This window comes from Achromobacter sp. HNDS-1, assembly GCF_040084795.1.
Classification (GTDB): domain Bacteria; phylum Pseudomonadota; class Gammaproteobacteria; order Burkholderiales; family Burkholderiaceae_B; genus Achromobacter; species Achromobacter ruhlandii.
This window is the reverse complement of the sequence record NZ_CP157584.1, coordinates 1,356,171-1,373,760: the sequence shown is the minus strand read 5'-3', so window position 1 is coordinate 1,373,760 and position 17,590 is coordinate 1,356,171. Positions and strand designations below refer to the sequence as shown.

The 17,590-nt window shown below is 62.7% G+C and carries 19 protein-coding genes; all 19 read left to right on the top strand.

Annotated elements, in window-relative coordinates; all coding sequences use genetic code 11:
- The first annotated feature begins 19 nt into the window (after positions 1–19).
- Complete coding sequence (locus ABFG95_RS06095; protein ID WP_348995584.1) at positions 20–460, top strand: VRR-NUC domain-containing protein; 441 nt, start codon at positions 20–22, stop codon at positions 458–460.
- Positions 460–1,104 (top strand): hypothetical protein, encoded by a 645-nt coding sequence (locus ABFG95_RS06090; protein WP_348995583.1) that lies wholly within the window; start codon positions 460–462, stop codon positions 1,102–1,104. Before ABFG95_RS06095 ends, ABFG95_RS06090 begins: the two co-directional genes overlap by 1 nt.
- A gap of 542 nt (positions 1,105–1,646) precedes the next feature.
- Positions 1,647–1,982 carry an HNH endonuclease signature motif containing protein gene (locus tag ABFG95_RS06085; protein WP_348996038.1) on the top strand — a complete coding sequence of 112 codons (336 nt, stop codon included), beginning with the start codon at positions 1,647–1,649 and terminating at the stop codon, positions 1,980–1,982.
- Positions 1,983–2,183: 201 nt separating this feature from the next.
- Positions 2,184–2,666, top strand: a complete 483-nt coding sequence (locus tag ABFG95_RS06080; protein WP_313036713.1) for a phage terminase small subunit P27 family — start codon at positions 2,184–2,186, stop codon at positions 2,664–2,666.
- A gap of 3 nt (positions 2,667–2,669) precedes the next feature.
- The gene (locus tag ABFG95_RS06075) at positions 2,670–4,394 is read left to right on the top strand and encodes a terminase large subunit (protein ID WP_348995582.1); all 1,725 of its coding nucleotides are present in this window, start codon (positions 2,670–2,672) and stop codon (positions 4,392–4,394) included.
- Between the two features lies 1 nt (position 4,395).
- Positions 4,396–4,551, top strand: coding sequence for a hypothetical protein (locus ABFG95_RS06070; RefSeq protein ID WP_162838313.1), 156 nt, complete (start codon positions 4,396–4,398; stop codon positions 4,549–4,551).
- Entirely contained in the window at positions 4,548–5,765 is a 1,218-nt protein-coding gene (locus ABFG95_RS06065; protein WP_047991480.1) for a phage portal protein, read from the top strand. The genes ABFG95_RS06070 and ABFG95_RS06065 overlap by 4 nt, the downstream gene beginning before the upstream one ends.
- A 9-nt stretch (positions 5,766–5,774) precedes the next feature.
- Positions 5,775–6,392, top strand: coding sequence for an HK97 family phage prohead protease (locus ABFG95_RS06060; RefSeq protein ID WP_348995581.1), 618 nt, complete (start codon positions 5,775–5,777; stop codon positions 6,390–6,392).
- Positions 6,393–6,404: 12 nt separating this feature from the next.
- A complete protein-coding gene (locus tag ABFG95_RS06055) occupies positions 6,405–7,637 on the top strand; it encodes a phage major capsid protein (RefSeq protein WP_348995580.1) in 1,233 nt (410 codons plus the stop codon).
- Between the two features lie 37 nt (positions 7,638–7,674).
- The gene (locus ABFG95_RS06050; RefSeq protein ID WP_144654678.1) at positions 7,675–7,995 is read left to right on the top strand and encodes a head-tail connector protein; all 321 of its coding nucleotides are present in this window, start codon (positions 7,675–7,677) and stop codon (positions 7,993–7,995) included.
- 10 nt (positions 7,996–8,005) lie between these two features.
- The gene (locus ABFG95_RS06045) at positions 8,006–8,344 is read left to right on the top strand and encodes a phage head closure protein (RefSeq protein WP_348995579.1); all 339 of its coding nucleotides are present in this window, start codon (positions 8,006–8,008) and stop codon (positions 8,342–8,344) included.
- Positions 8,341–8,835, top strand: coding sequence for an HK97 gp10 family phage protein (locus ABFG95_RS06040; RefSeq protein ID WP_263899096.1), 495 nt, complete (start codon positions 8,341–8,343; stop codon positions 8,833–8,835). The genes ABFG95_RS06045 and ABFG95_RS06040 overlap by 4 nt, the downstream gene beginning before the upstream one ends.
- Positions 8,828–9,178, top strand: a complete 351-nt coding sequence (locus ABFG95_RS06035; RefSeq protein ID WP_348995578.1) for a DUF3168 domain-containing protein — start codon at positions 8,828–8,830, stop codon at positions 9,176–9,178. Before ABFG95_RS06040 ends, ABFG95_RS06035 begins: the two co-directional genes overlap by 8 nt.
- Entirely contained in the window at positions 9,175–9,612 is a 438-nt protein-coding gene (locus ABFG95_RS06030) for a hypothetical protein (RefSeq protein ID WP_348995577.1), read from the top strand. The genes ABFG95_RS06035 and ABFG95_RS06030 overlap by 4 nt, the downstream gene beginning before the upstream one ends.
- Before the next feature lie 97 nt (positions 9,613–9,709).
- Complete coding sequence (locus ABFG95_RS06025) at positions 9,710–10,357, top strand: phage tail protein (RefSeq protein WP_348995576.1); 648 nt, start codon at positions 9,710–9,712, stop codon at positions 10,355–10,357.
- Between the two features lie 87 nt (positions 10,358–10,444).
- Complete coding sequence (locus ABFG95_RS06020; protein WP_068951791.1) at positions 10,445–10,762, top strand: phage tail assembly chaperone; 318 nt, start codon at positions 10,445–10,447, stop codon at positions 10,760–10,762.
- Positions 10,759–11,070 carry a DUF1799 domain-containing protein gene (locus tag ABFG95_RS06015; protein ID WP_348996037.1) on the top strand — a complete coding sequence of 104 codons (312 nt, stop codon included), beginning with the start codon at positions 10,759–10,761 and terminating at the stop codon, positions 11,068–11,070. The genes ABFG95_RS06020 and ABFG95_RS06015 overlap by 4 nt, the downstream gene beginning before the upstream one ends.
- Positions 11,071–11,104: 34 nt before the next feature.
- Positions 11,105–16,702, top strand: a complete 5,598-nt coding sequence (locus ABFG95_RS06010) for a phage tail length tape measure family protein (protein WP_348995575.1) — start codon at positions 11,105–11,107, stop codon at positions 16,700–16,702.
- A complete protein-coding gene (locus tag ABFG95_RS06005) occupies positions 16,699–17,589 on the top strand; it encodes a hypothetical protein (protein ID WP_348995574.1) in 891 nt (296 codons plus the stop codon). Before ABFG95_RS06010 ends, ABFG95_RS06005 begins: the two co-directional genes overlap by 4 nt.
- The last annotated feature ends 1 nt before the right edge of the window (position 17,590 follow it).

Genomic DNA, 17,590 nt, shown 5'->3' with positions numbered 1-17,590 from the left:
AGGGCCAGGGGGCACAAGTATGAGCCGCTGGCCGCGCTACCAACTGGCCGCCACCAAGACCGGCGTCAAAGTCAAACCCGCAATCAGTGAAGACGTTATCCAGGCCCAGTTGATTACGTGGGCCAAGCGCCAGGTCAAGGTGCACCCGGAGTTGGCCCGCCTATTCCACGTTCCCAATGGCGGCCAGCGTCATGCGGCGGTTGCCGCGAAATTGCAGGGGCAGGGCGTTAAGCCCGGCGTGCCGGACCTGTGCCTGCCGGTGCCGCGCTTTGGCTGCCATGGACTGTGGATCGAAATGAAAACTCAGAATGGCCGCGTAAGCCCACTCCAGAAGGACTGGATTGCGTTTCTTCGCCGCGCTGGCTACCGCGTCGAGGTTTGCCGCAGCTTTGATGAAGCGCGCGACGTGTTGCTGAGCTACCTCAATCCGAAAGTACCTTATTCCCCGGAGATTTACTGATGACTGCCCTGACCCTCTCTCGCTTGCCCTCCACTCCGGTGGTCGAGGTCAAGCCCAGCCGGCTGTTCGCAACCGCGCACGCCGCTTTGACCTTTGCCTTCAACCATTCGGATCAGGTCTATGACAAGCCCATGATGGCCCGTATGGCACAGGCTCCGACAGATGGTGGCAAGGGCCTTGGCGGGACCGATGGCGCAGGCCAGGCCGCCTTTGTGTTCCGGACGCTGGAACCGATGCCAGCCTTGTACCGTGCGATTCTGGTCGCGCGCTTTGCGCCTCGCACGGATAGATGCAAGTGCTGCCAGGGAACCGTGGACCGTCACGATTGGTTGGCCGCGATCCGCCAGATATCGGACGCGGCTGCTTGTGATGCGTTGTCGGCGCATCCTACGCCCCGTGTCCTGCGCGACGCCATCGTGGCCCGGTACTTTGGCAAGGACGTGAAGCTGTCGGACGCAGCGGACCGTGCGGGCGTGAGTGCTGCCACTGCCACCAACCACAACGGCAAGATCAAACTCTGGCTGTATGGCACGCGCACCACCAAGCAGAAAGACGGGGAGCGCGGCCAGGGCAAGAAGGGAGTAGAGGCGATAGCAACGGAATTCGCTGCGGACCTCCTGATTGCGAAAGGTCTTTGCGACTGAAGTTCTTGCGCGATTAAATTTTGTCTGCTAAATTTCGCCCTAATTACTCAATTTGAGTAAGTGCGCCCACAAAACCCGCCAAGCGAAAGCCGGCGGGTTTTTTGTTTGGTTCTCTGGACGAAAGAAGCCCTGTGCCAATGCACAGGGCTTCAGTGGCTTTGGGCGTCTAACGACGAAGCAATACGCCCTCTGCCGGCGGCACCGATCAGCGTCTTACGACCTGTATGGCGACTGAGCGAGCATCAAATGCCCACGGATGGCCCATGCTTCCATTTTTTGCCTCTTTCGTCATAGAGGACCGCTGGTTCAATGGTGGGCTCCCTTAGCGCTTTCTCAAGGGATTGAAACCGGGGGCCAATATCGCGGCCAAGATCTTGGCCATGATTCACCTCCAGTGCGGTTAACCCCGGCGGACGCCAGGGATTGACGACATTTTACCGGGACTGCCCTGCGGCTGGACTGCGGACATACCCCACTGGACACCTAAGAAATTGACCCGCCGATCATCCTTCCCATGCCGTCACAGAGGGTGCGCAGCCTTGGTGCGCAATCCGGGTTTCTGCGACAAGCATGCGAGCGAGGCCATTGGGTGGCGGCCTGACCGCGAACGTGGCAACAGGCACCAGCGCGGCTACGGCTCCGACTGGGACAGGCTTCGAGTGCTGATCCTCAAGCGTGACCGTTACTTGTGCCAATGCGAGGAATGCCGGCGTACCGGCCGCGTGTTGCCGGCCACCGAAGTGGATCACCGAATACCGAAGGCCGAGGGCGGCACCGACGAGCCACACAACCTGTGTGCGATCAACGTGGAGTGTCACAAGCGCAAGACAGCCAAGGAAAGCGGCAGGGCGCGCGCAAGGGCGAAGCGGTGGTCGTGACTCTAGGGCGTTCCGGATCGTCGGCTGGCGGGCTGCTGCGGCGGTCTGCGGTGCTGGTCGAGGCTTAATGGGAGGGGGGGAGGGTCGATCTCTGGGCCGAAGGCCGCCAGTACCGCCCGTTCCGTCTTTTTTTTACGCCCGCGAAAAATGAAATTTAGCGAATAGCGCAATTTGCGCACTTTTTGATCAATGGAGTAGGCCATGCCAGGAGTTGCTGGGCGCTCCGGGCGCAAGCCGAAGCCGGCGGCAAAGAAGCTGGCGGCGGGCAATCCGGGAAAGCGTGCGATAAATAATGACGCGCCGTCATATGGCGAGATAACAAACATCTTCGCGCCTGAATGGTTGCAGGGACACGGGCGAGATCTGTGGGAACACCTGGCGCCGCTGTTGTGCCGGGAGAAAATCCTGCAGGCCACCGATATCCAAAACCTGGAAGCCTATTGCGCAGCCTATGGGCGGTTCCGCCGGGCTGAAGAGGACATCCAGAAGAATGGAATCGTGGTGGCCGGCTCGCAGGGAGGACCGCTGAAGAACCCCGCGGCAACTGTTGCCAATGAAGCGTTGAAGCAGATGGCGACCTATGGCGCATTTCTCGGGCTCGACCCGTCCAGCCGGCAGCGTTTGCAAGGGCCGAAGAAGGCCGGCAAGGGGAATCCCTTCGCCGCGCTGCTGGGCGGAGGCTGATAGATGGCCGCGCCCCAGTACCCACGGGTGGCGCAGGCGCTGAAGTTCGCAAAGGACGTAGTGAAAGGCAAGGTTCCGGCCTGCCGCTACGTTGTCCTGGCCTGCCAACGTCACCTTGATGACCTGGCCGCGAGTAAGTCGGCCAAGTATCCGTACCGATTCAATGCCGCAGAGGCCGAAAAAAAGCTAAATCTCATCGAACTAATGCCCCATACCAAGGGGGAATGGGCGTTCAAGCGTCAGCTTGTGACGCTGGAGCCGTGGCAGAAGTTCGGCCTGGGCGTGACGTTCGGGTGGGTGAAGAAAAAAGGAGGTTTGCGCCGCTTTCGCGAGTCGTACTGGGAGGTGCCGCGCAAGAACGGTAAAAGCGTAATCGCCGCGGGTGTCGGAATCTCGATGTTCGTGGCCGATGACGAGTTCGGCGCCGAGGTGTACTCGGGCGCGACCACCGAAAAGCAGGCGTGGGAGGTGTTCCGGCCCGCGCGCTTGATGGTGCAGCGCTCGCCTATGCTCGTCGAGCATATGGGCATTGAAGTAAACGCCCAGGCGCTCGCCAGGCCGGAAGACGGCAGCCGATTTGAGCCGATCATCGGCAATCCGGGCGACGGCGCGTCGCCTTCCTGCTCAATCGTCGACGAGTACCACGAACACGATAGCGCCGCCCTGTATGAAACCATGCTTACCGGCATGGGCGCCCGCCGCCACCCGCTGATGTTCATCATCACCACGGCCGGTGCGAACATCGAGGGCCCATGCTACGACAAGCGCCGCGAAGTGATCGAGATGCTTGAGGGCCTGGTGCCCAACGATGAGCTTTTCGGGTGGATCTGGACGCTGGACGAGGGGGACGACTGGACGGACCCCAAGGTCTTGGCGAAGGCGAACCCCAATATGGGGGTGTCGGTCTACGCTGATTACCTTATCAGCCAGCAGCAACGCGCGATCAAGCAGGCGCGCTTTACCAACACCTTCAAAACAAAGCACCTCAACCTCTGGGTGACCGCCAAGGCGGGCTATTTCAACCTCCAGCAGTGGGAAGCATGCAAGGACGAAACCCTCACGCTGGAGCAATTTGAGGGGCAAAGCTGCATTCTGGCGTTCGATCTGGCCCGAAAGCTGGATATGAACAGCATGGCGCGCGTTTTCTACCGCGATGTTGATGGAAGGCGCCATTACTACTGTGTCGCGCCACGGTTCTGGGTGCCAGAGGACACGGTGAACGACACCGATAACAAGCGCATGGCGGAGCGCTTCCAGAAGTGGGTGAATACGGGGCATCTTCACACATCCGAAGGGGCAGAAATTGACTATCGGGAGATTCTTGCCGAGGCCGAGGACGCAAACCGCCTAAACCCAGTTTTGGAATCTCCCATCGACCCGAGTGGGGCGACGAATCTGTCGCACCACTTGGATGACGAGGGCTTAACGCCCATTACGGTGGTGCAGAACTACACCAACATGAGTGATCCGATGAAGGAACTAGAGGCCGCGATTCAGTCGGGCCGATTCCATCACGACGGCAATCCGATCATGACCTGGTGTATCAGCAACGTCATCGGCAAGCACCTGCCGGGCAATGACGACGTGGTCCGACCCATCAAACAGGGCAACGACAACAAGATCGACGGCGCTGTGGCGCTGATCATGGCAATCGGTCGGGCAATGCTCGCTGAGCGTAACGGGTCCGTACTGGACCACTTGACCGACGACGACATTCTGGTGATGTGAAATGAAAAATCTGCTGATTGACGCAGCCGGCGTTGCTGGGCTGGGCTGTTTGGCGGCCGGGGTGTACGTCCAATATGGCACCGGGCCGTCGCTGATCGTGGGCGGCGCGTTACTGCTGGCATTTGCCTTGCGGGCAGCGGCTGGGAGGCGCGGATGATCCTCTCGTCCCTATTTGAAGGCCGCAGCATCGAGAGCCCTTCTGTACCCTTGACGGGCCAGAACCTGCAAGAGTACCTGCACGGCGAGGGTAAGCGTATCTCGGTGACGCCCGAGGCCGCTTTGAGCCTGTCGGCGGTGTACGCCTGTCACTATGTGCTATCGAGCAATGTGGCGCAGTTGCCGGCGGCTGTGCTGCGCAAGCAGGGTGAAAACATCAGTCTGGCCACGGACCATCCCGCATTCGACCTCATCCACGCCAAACCCAACGACTTTCAGACCAGCTACAAGTGGCGCGAGACCAAGCAGCACCATGTGCTGGGCTGGGGCAACGGCTACACCCGCATCGTTCGTAGTCGATCGGGGGAATTGCGCAGCCTGGAGTTTTGTACGCCATGGACCACAACACTGATCAAGCCGGCCGGCCGCTGGATCTACAGCACGCAGGACGAAGACGGCACGCCCCTGGCCGTGCATCCGGACGATATGGTGCATGTCCGCGCCTTGGGCTCGACCGGGCGGCTGGGTAAGGGAATTATCCAGCAGCACGCGGAGATGCTGGGCCTTGGTCTGGCCGCACAGCGCTACGGCCGGGAGTTTTTCGAGGGAGGCGGCCGCCCAACTGGCATTTTGACGGTCAAGGGAGACCTGAAAACCGATTCCTGGAACCGGCTGCGGGACTTCTGGAACAAGGCGGTTGCGCGCCTCATCCAGTCCGAGAACAAAACACTCCTGCTGCCTGCGGATCTGGACTACCGCGCGCTGACCATCCCCCCCGAGGCGGCCCAGTTCCTGGAGACGCGCAAGATGAACCGCACGGAAATTGCGGCCATCTACAACGTCCCCGCGGACATGATTAACGACCTGGAGCGCGCCACCAATTCGAACATTACCGAGCAGAGCATCCGCTTTGTGCGGTACTCGATGATGCCCTGGGCAGTGAACTGGGAGCAGGAACTTAACTGCAAGCTGTTCACCGCGGCAGAGCGGCGCGCCGGCTACTACGTGAAGCTCAACTTGGCGGGCCTGCTGCGCGGCACCCCCAAGGAACGGGCCGAGTTCTATCACTACGCCATCACCGATGGCTGGATGGACCGCAACGAAGTGCGCACCTTGGAAGACTTCAGCCCGCGTGACGGGTTGTCTGAAATGCTGGTCAGCGTCAACGCAAAGCCGGCGGCCGAAGTAGGCAAGGCGCCGGCCAATAGCCAATAGGGAAAAGCCATGAAAGACCTTGAAATGCGCACGCTGGGCAACCAGCCGTGCGAGCTGCGCATGTCCGTCGAAGGCGAGGCGGAACGCCCGCAGATCACGGGCTACGCGGCGGTATTCAACACTCGCAGCGCGTTGCTGTTCGGTTCCTTCGTTGAGGAAATCGCGCCGGGCGCGTTCGACGACGTGCTGGGTGACGACGTGCGGGCACTGTTTAACCACGATCCCAATTTTGTCCTCGGGCGAACCCGCAGCAACACGCTGCGCCTTGAAATCGACTCGCGCGGCTTGGCCTACACGATCGACCCGCCCGATACGCAGATGGTCCGCGATCTGGTGCTGACCCCGCTCAAGCGTGGCGACGTGACTGGATCGAGTTTCGGGTTCCGCGTCGCGGCGGACGGTGACGAATGGCGCCGCGAGGGCGAATTCGTGGTGCGAACCATCCACAAGCTGGCCGAACTGCGCGACGTCTCGCCGGTGACGTATCCGGCTTATGGCGATAGCCATGCTGCCCAGCGCTCGCTGGACAGCTGGAAGAAGAAAGCCGAAGGCATCCAGGAACTGGCGGCCAAGGCTGTTAATGAGCGTCGCGCACGCGAACGCTTCCTTGAACTTATGTCAATCTGAACGGAGTCAACGATGACCCTTGCTGAACTGAAGAAAAAGCGTGCGCAAGTCGCCAGCGAAATGCGCACCTACCACGATGCCCAGGGCGAGAACACCTGGGGCGACGAGCAGCGCACGAAGTGGGACGCCATGAAGGCCGACCTCAAGAAGCTGGACGAGCAGATCGGGCGCGAAGAAGAACTGCGCGCCGACGAGCAGCGCTTCGTTGACGACAACGCGACCGCGCTGGCCGCCGCTGCCGCCACTGCTGCCGACAAGAAGAGCCCCGAGGAACAGCGTTCCCAGGCGTTCGTGAAGTTCCTGCGTCACGGCGCCGGCGACCTGACACCCGAAGAACGCAAGCTGCTCGCGGAAGTCCGAGCGCAAGGCGTGTCCCCGGCTGAAAAGGGCGGCTATACCGTGCCGACGACCTTCTGGGCGAAGGTGGTCGAGTCGATGAAGCAGTACGGCGGCATCGCCAGCGTCGCGCAGATCCTGACCACGGACGGCGGTGGCCCCATCGAGTGGCCCACCAGCAATGGCACCGAGGACGAAGGGGAACTGATCGGCGAGAACACCGATGCGGGCGAAAAGGACGTGGAATTCGGCATGGACGCCCTGGGCGCGCACAAGCTGACCTCCAAGGTCATTCGCATCTCCAACGAGCTGCTGGCCGACACCGGCATCGACATGGAGAACTTCCTGGCCGGGCGTGTCGGTTCGCGTATCGGTCGCGCCGAGTCCCGTCTGATCGTAATGGGTACGGGCACCGGCTCGCCCGCGCAACCCAAGGGCCTGGCCGCATCCGCAGCCGTGGGCAAGCAGACCGCCTCGGCCAGCACCTTCACCTGGAAGGAAGTGAACGGTCTCATCCACTCCATCGATCCCGCCTATCGCAACGCGCCGAAGTTCCGCCTGGCCTTCAACGACGCCACGCTGCAAATCCTGGAAGAAATGGAAGACGGCAACGGCCGCCCGCTGTGGATCCCGGGACTGGACGCCGGCGCCCCGGCGCGGCTGCTGAAGTACCAATACGTCATCGACCAGGCCATCCCGGCGGTTGCGGCGGGCGCGAAGTTCATGTTCGCTGGCGACTTCGATCAGTTCATCTTGCGCCGTGTGCGCTACATGGTCCTCAAGCGCCTGGTGGAGCGTTACGCCGAGTACGACCAGACCGGCTTCCTGGCCTTCCATCGCTTCGGGTGCGTGCTGCAAGACACCGCGGCGATCAAGGCGCTGCAAGGCAAGCCGGGCTCGGGCGGCTAATCGAGGGGCGGGCCGGGTAACCGGCCCGCGTAGCCAAATGCTGGAATTGTCCGATATCCGCAGCCACCTAAACATCGACCCGGAGGACGCGGACGATTCGGTGCTGCTGCGTTTCCTGGGGGCGGCGGTTCGTCGCTTCGAACACAAGACGGGACGCAAGCTTTTCCGGAAGGCGGAGGATCTACCGGATCCGGCCCCGTCAAATGCAGTTTTGCTAGATGCCGATATCGAGCTGGCCTTGCTGCTGTTGATTGGGCACTGGAACCCCAACCGAGAGGCCACGTCCGATCTGTCTCTGGCGAACATTCCGCAGGGCTTTGACGAGCTTGCGGATCCGTATCGCTGGTGGCCCGACTAAGGAGTTGGCTATGTTCAAGGCAGGAAAGCGCAATCGGCGCGTCGAAATTCTGGAGCGCACGGGCGATAGGGACGCCGCCAATGACCTTGCGGATACTTGGCGGGAGGCTGGCAAGGCGTGGGCCTCGATCAAGTACGTGTCAGGAATTACCGCGATCAAGGCAGGAGCGGAGCAGGAGATTACTAAGGCAAGTATCCGCATCCCGTATCGTCGTTCGGTAGTGGCAGGAATGCGAGTCCGCCACGGGGATGACGTGTACGAAGTTGATGCTGTGTTGCCGGACGAAGAGCGGCGCGAGCACACGGATCTGGTGTGTCGAAAGCTGACCGGACGCGAGGTGATGCCATGAGGAAAGCCAAGCTCTTTCGCGCAAACTCGGTTTCTTTCACCATGGAGGGAGACATAGAGGCCCAGGTGGGCGCCTTCTTTGACCGAATCAAGGAAGAGGCATTGCGCCCAGCCGCGCATGCAATGGCCCTCGTCCTATATGACGAAATCCGGCTGCGCGTGCCGCATCGTCTCGGCAAACTCCAGTCCGCCATTTATCGCTGGTTCGACGACAAGCGGTCGACGCCGGATCGGAAAACCTACCTGGTGGGCGTCAACGTCACGAAGGCGCCTCATTGGTGGCTGGTCGAATATGGGCACTGGCGACGCCATGCCGTGGTTCAGTTGGACGATGGTGGATGGATCACGCTGAAGAACAAGCCGCTCAAGGTGCCTGTGTTCGTCCCCGCCCAGTCTTACCTGCGGTCTTCCGTAGATGCGAAGCTCAAGGCTGCCGCGCAGGCCGGCCGTCGGCGGCTGGCCGAGAAGGTACGGGAGATTCAGAATGGTTGAATCGTTGATGCTCCAGGCGTTGGTGCCGATCTTCGAAGGACGGGTATATCCCGACACGGCCTCAGGCGATACGCCGATGCCTTTTGCCACGTTCCAGCAGGTCGGGGGCGCATCCACGGTGTTCATGGATGGCGCGCTGCCGGACAAGCAGAACGCCCGCATGCAGATCACCGTATGGGCGAAGGGTAGGGCGCAGGCGTCGGAGCTTATCGCCGAGGTGCAGACCGCGTTGTGCGGCTCGCCGTACTTCGGATTGCCTCAAGGGGCGCCAGTATCTCTGCGGGACCAGGAAACCGGCTTCAAGGGCGCCATGCAGGACTTCAGCATCTGGTACTCACCATGACCACTCCCATTGTTATCGCCGGCGCGAGCGTTGCGCTATGTGCCGATGTTCCGCGAGTCGTGGGGCCAGGCGCGTTTGATTCGCTGGCGTTCACACCCATTCGCGGCGTCCGGGTCGCTGGCTCGCTTGTGCTTCAGTACCAGACTGCCGCCTTCCATGCCCTGGGAAGCGCCGCCCCGTTCCAGCGCCGGGTGGCGCGGGCGCCCCAGACGCTGCAATTGGAGCTTCTGCGCCTGGTCGACCCAGGACAAGCCATGCTGCGGCAGGCTGCGGGTCTGGATAGACCCTACAGCTACCGCATCACGCTGCCGCGAGTGGGCGCGCATTTCTTCGTTGCCCGTGCCTCAAGCCGTTCCCTCTCGGTTGGCAGCGCCACCGACCTAGCTGGCGTGACGGTCGCCCTTGAACTGGAAAGCCAGATCGTCGAGCCATAGCAGGCCGTCTTATCCATTTTCGTCGTCCGCCCTCTTTGGGCAAAACCTACAGCCCGCAAATGCGGGCATTTTTTCGTTCATTGCAAGGAGCCTAGACATGGCCGTTTCTCTGCCGAACGGTGTCATCCTGTCGCTTGCGACGGGGTACGCCAATTCGAAAACCATCACGGCGATTACCAACGCCAATCCCGCCGTCGCCTCCAGCGCGGCCCATGGCCTGGCCAACGGCGCCTTGGTCGAACTGAAGTCCGGCTGGCAAAGGCTGAACGAGCGCATCGTGCGCGTCGCAGACGCCGCCGCCGGCACGTTCGCTCTGGAGGGGATGAACACCCTCTCGCCGATCCAGTTCCCGGCCGGCACCGGCGGCGGTTCCATCCGCGAGATCACCGCGTTTACCCAGATCACGCAGGTCCTGGAAACGACCACGTCGGGCGGGGAAATGCAGTTCGCCACTTTCAGTTTCATGGAAAACGACTTCGAGTCCCAGATCCCGACGCAGGCGAGCGCGCAGTCGCTGGCGATCACCATCGCCGATGATCCGACGCTGCCCGGCTACAAGGCGCTCCAGGCCGCCGCCGAACTGCGCGAAGTGCGCGCGCTGCGCGTCGCATTCCCCAACGGTTCGGTGCTGCTCTACAACGGCTATGTGTCGTTCAACGAGACGCCGACCATGAACAAGGGCGAAGTGATGGGCGTGCAGGCCACGTTCTCGCTGCTGTCGCGGCCTGTTCGCTACGCCGCGTAATTTCCACGGCTGGCCAAGCGGCAGCCAACGGGCCGCCCTTTGACGGGCGGCCCTTTTCTCCCAATTCTCCATTTCTCGGAATCTCTCATGGCAAAGATCAAGTTCACCCTCGTTCCCAACCCGACCTTTAAGCACAAGGTGCCGATGCCCATTCCGGGCGGCGCGTTCGCGGATGTGGAATTCACCTTCAAGCACCGCGGCAAGGAGGAATTCACCGAGTTCCTGGAACGCGCCAAGGACATGGATGACACCGACCTGGTGCTTGCTATCGCCAGCGGCTGGGAACTGGAAGAACCGTTCGACAAGGACAACGTGGGCCAGCTGGTCGAGAACTACGTCGGTGCGGCCCGCGCCATCTTCACCGCGTACATGGATGAAATCGTCAAGGCGCGCCTGGGAAACTGATCGCGCTGGGGGCGGCGCTCTACCGCCGGACGCCAAATGCGAAGGAACTGGAGGCGTTCGGGCTCACGGCCGAAGACGTAGAGGCGCCGCCAGTCGAAATATGGCCCGAGAACCAGCAGGCGTTCGAGATATTCGCCTCGCTGCGTACCCAGTGGCGCGTCAGCTTTGCCGGCGTGACCGGCCTGGACTATGGCGTCCTTTATCGCAGGCTTGACCGGCTTGGCTTGTCTGCCGAGCGATGCGACGAGCTGGAAGACCAGATCCGCGTCCTTGAGGACGCGGCTATGCAGGAAATAAACCGCAAGTAGCCGCCCATGGGCGGCTTCCTTTTTGGAACGTGTCATGACTGATGAGTTGACCAGAAGTGTTATCCGGGTTGATGGTGACGCGTCCGGACTGACTGCGGCCATGGCCGAGGTGACGCAAGAAACCGGCAAAGCCAAGAAGTCCCTCGCGGCGTTGGGGCGTGATGCGTCGCAAGGGATGACCAAGGCGGCCGAAGAGGGCACGCAGGCAGGCCGCAAGCTGGAACGCGCCACGCAAAGTCTGGTGAACCAGATTGAGCGCCAGATCGCCGTGACCGGCGCGGGTGCGCGCGGGACAGCCTCCTATTATGTGGAACTGGCGAAGCAGCGCGGCATCGACGCCAATCAGCTGAAGCCCTATCTGGACCAGCTGGAGGCTGTGACGCGCAAGCAGGCCGAGGCCAAGGCCGCGATCCAGGGCACCGCGCCGGCAGTCGAGCAAATGGGAATGTCGGCCAAGGCCACCGCTGCGGCAATGCGCGGGCTGCCTGCCCAGTTCACCGACATTATCGTGTCGTTGCAGGGCGGCCAGCGTCCCATGACGGTGCTGATGCAGCAGGGCGGCCAGCTGAAGGACATGTTTGGTGGCCTTGGCCCCGCAGCGCGAGCGATGGGCAGCTACATCGCCGGCTTGGTCAATCCGTTCACGCTGGCCGCCGGTGCGGTGGCCTTCCTGGGGGCGGCCTACCTGAAAGGGGTAGACGAATCCCAGGCATTTAACCGGACCGTCATTCAAACGGGCGGGGTGGCGGGCGTGACGGCCGGCCAGCTGCAGGACATGGCCCGCCGAGTGGGCGATGTGGTGGGCACGCAGGGCAAGGCGGCCGATGCGCTCAACCTCTTTGCCAGTTCGGCAAAGGTCGGCGCCGAGAACATGGAGCAATTCACCGCGGCTGCGGTGCGCTGGGAGAAGGTTACGGGCGCCGCCGTGGCGGATACGGTGCAGAACTTCGTCGAGCTTGGGAAATCGCCGCTGGAAGCGGCCCTCAAGCTCAATGAGGGTATGAACTTTCTGACCGCGACGACGTATGAGCAGATCCGCGCGCTGGAGCGGCAGGGCAAGACCGCCGAGGCGGCGAGCGTGGCCCAGCGTGCCTATGCCGATGCGCTCAACGACCGCGCACCGAAGTTGTCCCAGAATCTCGGGGTGCTGGAGCGCGCCTGGAAAGGGGTGAGCGACACCGCGCGAGGCGCCTGGGACGCGATGCTCGATATCGGCCGCGCCGGCACGCTCGAAGAGCGCATCACCAAGCAGGCGGCTACCGTCCAGGCGCTGGAAAGCAAGCTCCAGGCCCGGCTGGCGCGCGGTGGCGCCACCGGCAACATGGCCGAACTTATCAAGGCGGCCGCGACCGAACAGGAACGGCTGGAGCGCGAGTATTTCGAGGCCCAGGGCAAGGCGCAAGCCGAGCGGGACCGCCGCAAGGCGCTGGACCAGACGCAGTTTCGCGCCGACTATCTGGACGACGACAGCCGCAATACGAAGCCGCAACAGCGCCAGCGCGCCATCGAGAAGGAGGCGGCGGCATTCCGCAAGGCGGTGGAGGGCCTGAAGGAAGGAACGGACGAGTATCGCAAGGTCTACGCCGCCCACAAGATCAAGCTGGCCGATATCGACAAGCAGTTTGAGGATAAGGATGCAGGCAAGGGGCCGTCCGGCGCCGAGTCGGAAATTGCCCGGCTGCGCGCCCGGATCGCGGAAGAGAAGGCGCTGGCGGTCGAACTGGACCAGCGCGGCTTGCACACGAGCAAGCTGAACGAGTACGAGCGGCGTTCGGCGGAAATCGGCGAACTGCTCAAGGGCACCCTCAAGTCCCACGTACGGGCCAGCCTGGAGCGTACCAAGGCGCTGGCGACCGAGGCGGGGGCGTTGATGCGTGCCAACGCGGAGACGAAGGCTTTTCAGGAATCCCGCGAGAAGTACTTCGCCAGCCTGGAGGACGGCGTAGCCAAGATTGCCCAAGAAGCGCAAAGCGTTGAAGACCAGGTCGCCACCTATGGCCTGAGCAAAGCCGCGCTGGAGCAGCTGACGATCGCGCGCCTGGAGGAACGTAAGGCCGCGCTCCAAGGGTTTGACGGCTCCGAGCGGGAAGTCGAACTCATCGAGAAGGAAATCGATGCGCGCAAGCGCCTGGGCGCGGCGATCCGGCAGAAGGATATCAAGGACGCCCAGAAGAAGGCCACGGACGAAATGGCGCGCGACTGGGAGCGCACCGTGGACAAGTACGGCGACGTGTTCCGCCAGGGCTTTGCCGACATGATGAACAATGGCAAGGACGGTTGGAAGTCGTTCACGAAGTCGCTTGTCACGACGTTCAAGACCACAGTTGCCGACCAGATCTATCGGATGTTCGCGCAGCCGTTCGTGGCGACCATCGTCGGCAACCTGGCCGGCGTCATGGGCGGCAATGCGGGCGGTGGAGTCTTGGGCGGTGCGGCGGGCGCTCAAGGCGCGGTCGGCGGTGGCCTGAGCTTGATGAACGCCTTGAGTGTGGCCCGCACCGCCTATAGCGCTCTGACGGGGGGCTTCACTGCCACGCTGGCCTCGGGCATTTCGTCAATCGGCAGCGCAATTGGATCCTCGGCGGCGCAGCACTTCGCCCTGGGGATGACAGGCCAGGGGGCGAGCTTGGCGGCCGGCCTTGCCGGCCCCACGACCGCCGGTAGTTCGGCTGCTGCTGCAGGGTCCATGATGGCGAGCGCGATCCCAGTAGCAGGCTGGATCGCCGCGGGGATGATGGTCAATCGCTCGCTGTTCCGAGCGGGTTGGGATCCTGGCAACGGCACCATGGCGCCGATTGCCAAGTACAACCCCATTACCGGCCCGTCGCTGTGGACGGATAAGGCGTTGCGCGCTGTAGGGGTGAGCGGGGAGTGGGCTTCCATGCTCTCCGGCTCGGCGATCATCGCGCGCGCCTTTGGCCGAGGCCCCAAGCAGTATGGCGATACCACCATGGTGGGCGATTTCAACTCGCTCGGCTTCAACGGGTATACCAGCACGCCCTGGAAGCAAAAGGGAGGATGGTTCCGCAGCAACCGCACCGGGACGCAGATTGGCGCGCTGGACAACGACTTTCTCAGCGACGTTGGCGCCGCGTTCGAGCAGATGAAGACGAACGCGGCCGGGCTTGCGGAAGCGGTCGGGGTGTCGGCATCGTCGCTTGCCACCTACAGCGATCAGTTCCGGATCAAACTGACCAAGGACCAGGAGGAAAACCAGAAGCTTCTGGATGAGGCGCTGGCGAACATCGGCGAGAACATGGTCCGCTCGCTGGTGCCGAACATCGCCGACTTTTCCAAGGAGAACGAGACCGCCTCGGCCACGTTGCAGCGCCTGGGGGCAAACCTGGGGGCGGCGAATCGTGCGCTCAAATTGCTGGACTTGAAGCTCTACGACGTGTCGGTTTCTGGCGCGGCCACCGCTTCCAAGTTGGTGGATGCCTTCGGCAGTATCGACGCGATGAGCCAGGCGACCGCCCAGTATTACCAGCTGTACTACTCGGAGGCTGAGCGGGCGAAGTTGAGCCTGGCCGATATGGCCGATTCACTGAAGGGCGTCAACATGGCCCTGCCCAATACCATGGAGGAACTGCGCGGGATGGTGTCGGCGCTCGATCTGACGACCGATGCCGGCCGCAAAGCCTACGTGGCGCTCCTGGCTATCGCGCCGGAGTTCGCCGCGGTCATGGAGGCCACCACGCGCCGGGGCCAGGAGGCCTCCGGCAAGCTGCTGGAGGCGTTCACGGGCCGTGGTGCGCTCGCTGGCGCCTTGGACGGGGCGGCGCTGAAGGCGATGTTGCTCGCCGACTCGCTGACCCAGGTCGGCACGTCGACGGGGCAGATATCGCGCCTCTTCCTGGATCTGGACTCGGGCTTGCTCGATTTCAGTGTATCCAACACTCGTTTGGACGGCTCTCTTTCGGGGGCGCAGGAAGCCAGTTTGTCGCTGGTGGACCAGATGGAGGTATTGCGGAGCACCATCGGCGGAACGGTCATCGACTTTGAGGGGCTGGCCGGGGCGCTGGAAAAGGTAGATACCGACGTATTCGTGGCTACCCTGACCGCCGCCTTTGAGCAGTTGGCCACCCGCATGCGGTCGCTGCTGGACAGCATCGCCAATGAGCGAATCGCGGTTCGTCAGGCTGCACAGCAGGTGCTGGACCCCGGGGCCATGTCGCCCGAGGCGATCCGAAAGGGAATACAGGAAATCGCTACCGCCTTGCTCAGCAACGCTGGGCTGGTGGCGGCCGGCGCGCAATTGAACTACGCCGATTCGGTTCTGGCCCAGAAGCTGAGCGCGCGAAATGCTGCGGAGCAGTCTTACAACTCGGTCAAGGCATCTCACGATACCGCGACCGGCAATCTTGACGCGGCCCAGCAGCGGGCCAGTGACGCCCAGGCGTGGCTGGACAAGCTGAACTGGGATATCTACGCGCCCAAGACGGTTCCGTACAAGAAAAAGAACTGGAAGGAACTGGACGCGGCGCGTTCGGTGGCCCAGGCGCAGCTTCCGGCCGCCCAGCAGGCGCTTGCGCAGGCCCAGGCCGCGCTGGCGGCCGCCCAGGCTGCCGCAGCTGCGGCGCCCAGTGCCGCAGAGGTAAGCCGGCTACAGGCCGCCTATGCCTCGGCCGTGACCGAGGCCGCCAGCGCTCAAGCCGTGGCGACCGAAGCCGCGAACAAGGCGCGCACGGAGCAGACGGCCTACGCGGATGCCTTGCAGAAGTTCGCCCTGGATGCCAGCAAGTCGGTGGGCAAGCTGGGCGAGCTTCGCGCGGAGACGCTGCGGTATTACGAAGCCCAGAAGGCGCTGGCGAACTTGCTCGCGGAGGGAGCCAAGGGCCTGCGCAAGACGGTGAAGGACTACCGCGTCAGCCAGTTGTCGCCGGAAGATCAGTTCGCCAACTTGCAAGCGGACTATGCCAAGGCGTATGCCAAGGCCATGGGTGCGGATGGGGAGGAACTTGCCGGCTATGCCGACGAGTTGAACAACCTGATGCTGCCCATGCTGGAGGCAGCGAAGGGGGCGTTTTCTTCGGATGAGCAGTATCAGGCGTTCATCGCCACAGCCTTGGCTCGCGCCGAGGCGGTGGCAGGGCGCATGGATGCTGTGGCGCCGAAGGACTACCAGAAGCAAAGCCTGGACTTGCTGGCCGAGATCGACGCCAAGCTGCTGGAACTGGAGAAGTCCGCGCTGTCGGGTGATCAGGTGTTGACCAACGCGATCAACGCCGCACGCGATGCGACGGTGAACGGATTGCGGCAAGTGGTAAATGCCTTGACCGGCCGGGCTGTTGCCGCATTTGCCAAAGGTGGTTTCCACACTGGCGGCCTGCGGTTGGTTGGCGAGAACGGGCCGGAGTTGGAGGTTACCGGGCCGTCTCGGATCTTCAACGCCGATCAGACGCGCGCCATCCTGGCGGGCGGCGACGACAGCCAGGTGCTGGTGCTGCTGCGGGCTCTCCTGCAAGAGCAACAGCGCCTGCGGGAAGAGGTCGAGAACTTGCGCATCGAAGCGCGGGCGACGGCCAGCAATACTGGCAAAACGGCGCGGCAGTTGGACCGCATCGAGGCCGATGGGCTGGTTGTCCGGCCGGATGGTGTTGAGGCTCTACGTGTGGAGGTCACGAACGGATGAAAGTAATCAAGCCTGTTTCCATAGGCCGCGATCAGTTGGTTTCGTCCAGCGTCTCCGAAGAAGAGTACCCCGCCTACAGCCCCACGACCGATTACACGATGGGGCAGCGGGTGGTGTACGAGTCCAAGGTGTACGAGTGCGTCCAGACGCCGAACAAAGGCAACACGCCGGGGGCGGCGCCGCTGTACTGGGCGCTGGCCGGGCCTACCAACCGATGGGCGATGTTCGATAGCGAGGTCAGCACGCAGACGATTGGCGACAGCCCGCTGCGTGTGGTGGTGCGGCCTGGCCTGGTCAATAGCCTGGCACTGTTGGAACTCATCGGAACGAGGGTTCGTGTCATCGGGCGCGACGGTTTGGATGGGCCGGTTCTCTACGACACCGAACGCGTGCTGGAAGGGTCGATAGTGACCAACTGGTACGAGTACTTCTTCGAGCCGTTCTCGCCTCTGACGGAGCTTGTCCTTACCGACTTGCCGGCCTATGGCAGCCTGCACCTGGACGTTTCCATCTTCGCTCCGCAGGCGCAGGCCGCGTGCGGGGCCATGGTGTGCGGGACCGCCTATTTCATCGGCGAGGCGGAATACGGCGGCAGCGCGGGCATTGTCGACTACAGCCGCAAAGAAACGTCGGAGACCGGCGTGACTACGTTTCGCAAGCGCCGATTCTCGCGCCGCATGTCGCAGCGTCTATGGCTTGAGGGAGCGCGCTTTGCGGCGGTCTATCGACTGCTGTCCGGCCTGCGCGCCACTCCCTGCGTTTGGATCGGCACGGACGCCGAGGGCTATGGCCCCTTGACGGTCTACGGCTTTTATCGGGACTTTTCCATCGATATCGCATATCCGATGGTGAAGTTCTGCAACCTCGAAATTGAAGGACTTACTTGAT

What these genes read in the sequence shown, in the direction of transcription:
- ABFG95_RS06095 (WP_348995584.1), top strand. Translation starts at nt 20, where the DNA reads ATGAGCCGCTGGCCGCGCTACCAACTGGCCGCCACCAAGACCGGCGTC.
- ABFG95_RS06090 (WP_348995583.1), top strand. Translation starts at nt 460, where the DNA reads ATGACTGCCCTGACCCTCTCTCGCTTGCCCTCCACTCCGGTGGTCGAG.
- ABFG95_RS06080 (WP_313036713.1), top strand. Translation starts at nt 2,184, where the DNA reads ATGCCAGGAGTTGCTGGGCGCTCCGGGCGCAAGCCGAAGCCGGCGGCA.
- ABFG95_RS06075 (WP_348995582.1), top strand. Translation starts at nt 2,670, where the DNA reads ATGGCCGCGCCCCAGTACCCACGGGTGGCGCAGGCGCTGAAGTTCGCA.
- ABFG95_RS06070 (WP_162838313.1), top strand. Translation starts at nt 4,396, where the DNA reads ATGAAAAATCTGCTGATTGACGCAGCCGGCGTTGCTGGGCTGGGCTGT.
- ABFG95_RS06065 (WP_047991480.1), top strand. Translation starts at nt 4,548, where the DNA reads ATGATCCTCTCGTCCCTATTTGAAGGCCGCAGCATCGAGAGCCCTTCT.
- ABFG95_RS06060 (WP_348995581.1), top strand. Translation starts at nt 5,775, where the DNA reads ATGAAAGACCTTGAAATGCGCACGCTGGGCAACCAGCCGTGCGAGCTG.
- ABFG95_RS06055 (WP_348995580.1), top strand. Translation starts at nt 6,405, where the DNA reads ATGACCCTTGCTGAACTGAAGAAAAAGCGTGCGCAAGTCGCCAGCGAA.
- ABFG95_RS06050 (WP_144654678.1), top strand. Translation starts at nt 7,675, where the DNA reads ATGCTGGAATTGTCCGATATCCGCAGCCACCTAAACATCGACCCGGAG.
- ABFG95_RS06045 (WP_348995579.1), top strand. Translation starts at nt 8,006, where the DNA reads ATGTTCAAGGCAGGAAAGCGCAATCGGCGCGTCGAAATTCTGGAGCGC.
- ABFG95_RS06040 (WP_263899096.1), top strand. Translation starts at nt 8,341, where the DNA reads ATGAGGAAAGCCAAGCTCTTTCGCGCAAACTCGGTTTCTTTCACCATG.
- ABFG95_RS06035 (WP_348995578.1), top strand. Translation starts at nt 8,828, where the DNA reads ATGGTTGAATCGTTGATGCTCCAGGCGTTGGTGCCGATCTTCGAAGGA.
- ABFG95_RS06030 (WP_348995577.1), top strand. Translation starts at nt 9,175, where the DNA reads ATGACCACTCCCATTGTTATCGCCGGCGCGAGCGTTGCGCTATGTGCC.
- ABFG95_RS06025 (WP_348995576.1), top strand. Translation starts at nt 9,710, where the DNA reads ATGGCCGTTTCTCTGCCGAACGGTGTCATCCTGTCGCTTGCGACGGGG.
- ABFG95_RS06020 (WP_068951791.1), top strand. Translation starts at nt 10,445, where the DNA reads ATGGCAAAGATCAAGTTCACCCTCGTTCCCAACCCGACCTTTAAGCAC.
- ABFG95_RS06010 (WP_348995575.1), top strand. Translation starts at nt 11,105, where the DNA reads ATGACTGATGAGTTGACCAGAAGTGTTATCCGGGTTGATGGTGACGCG.
- ABFG95_RS06005 (WP_348995574.1), top strand. Translation starts at nt 16,699, where the DNA reads ATGAAAGTAATCAAGCCTGTTTCCATAGGCCGCGATCAGTTGGTTTCG.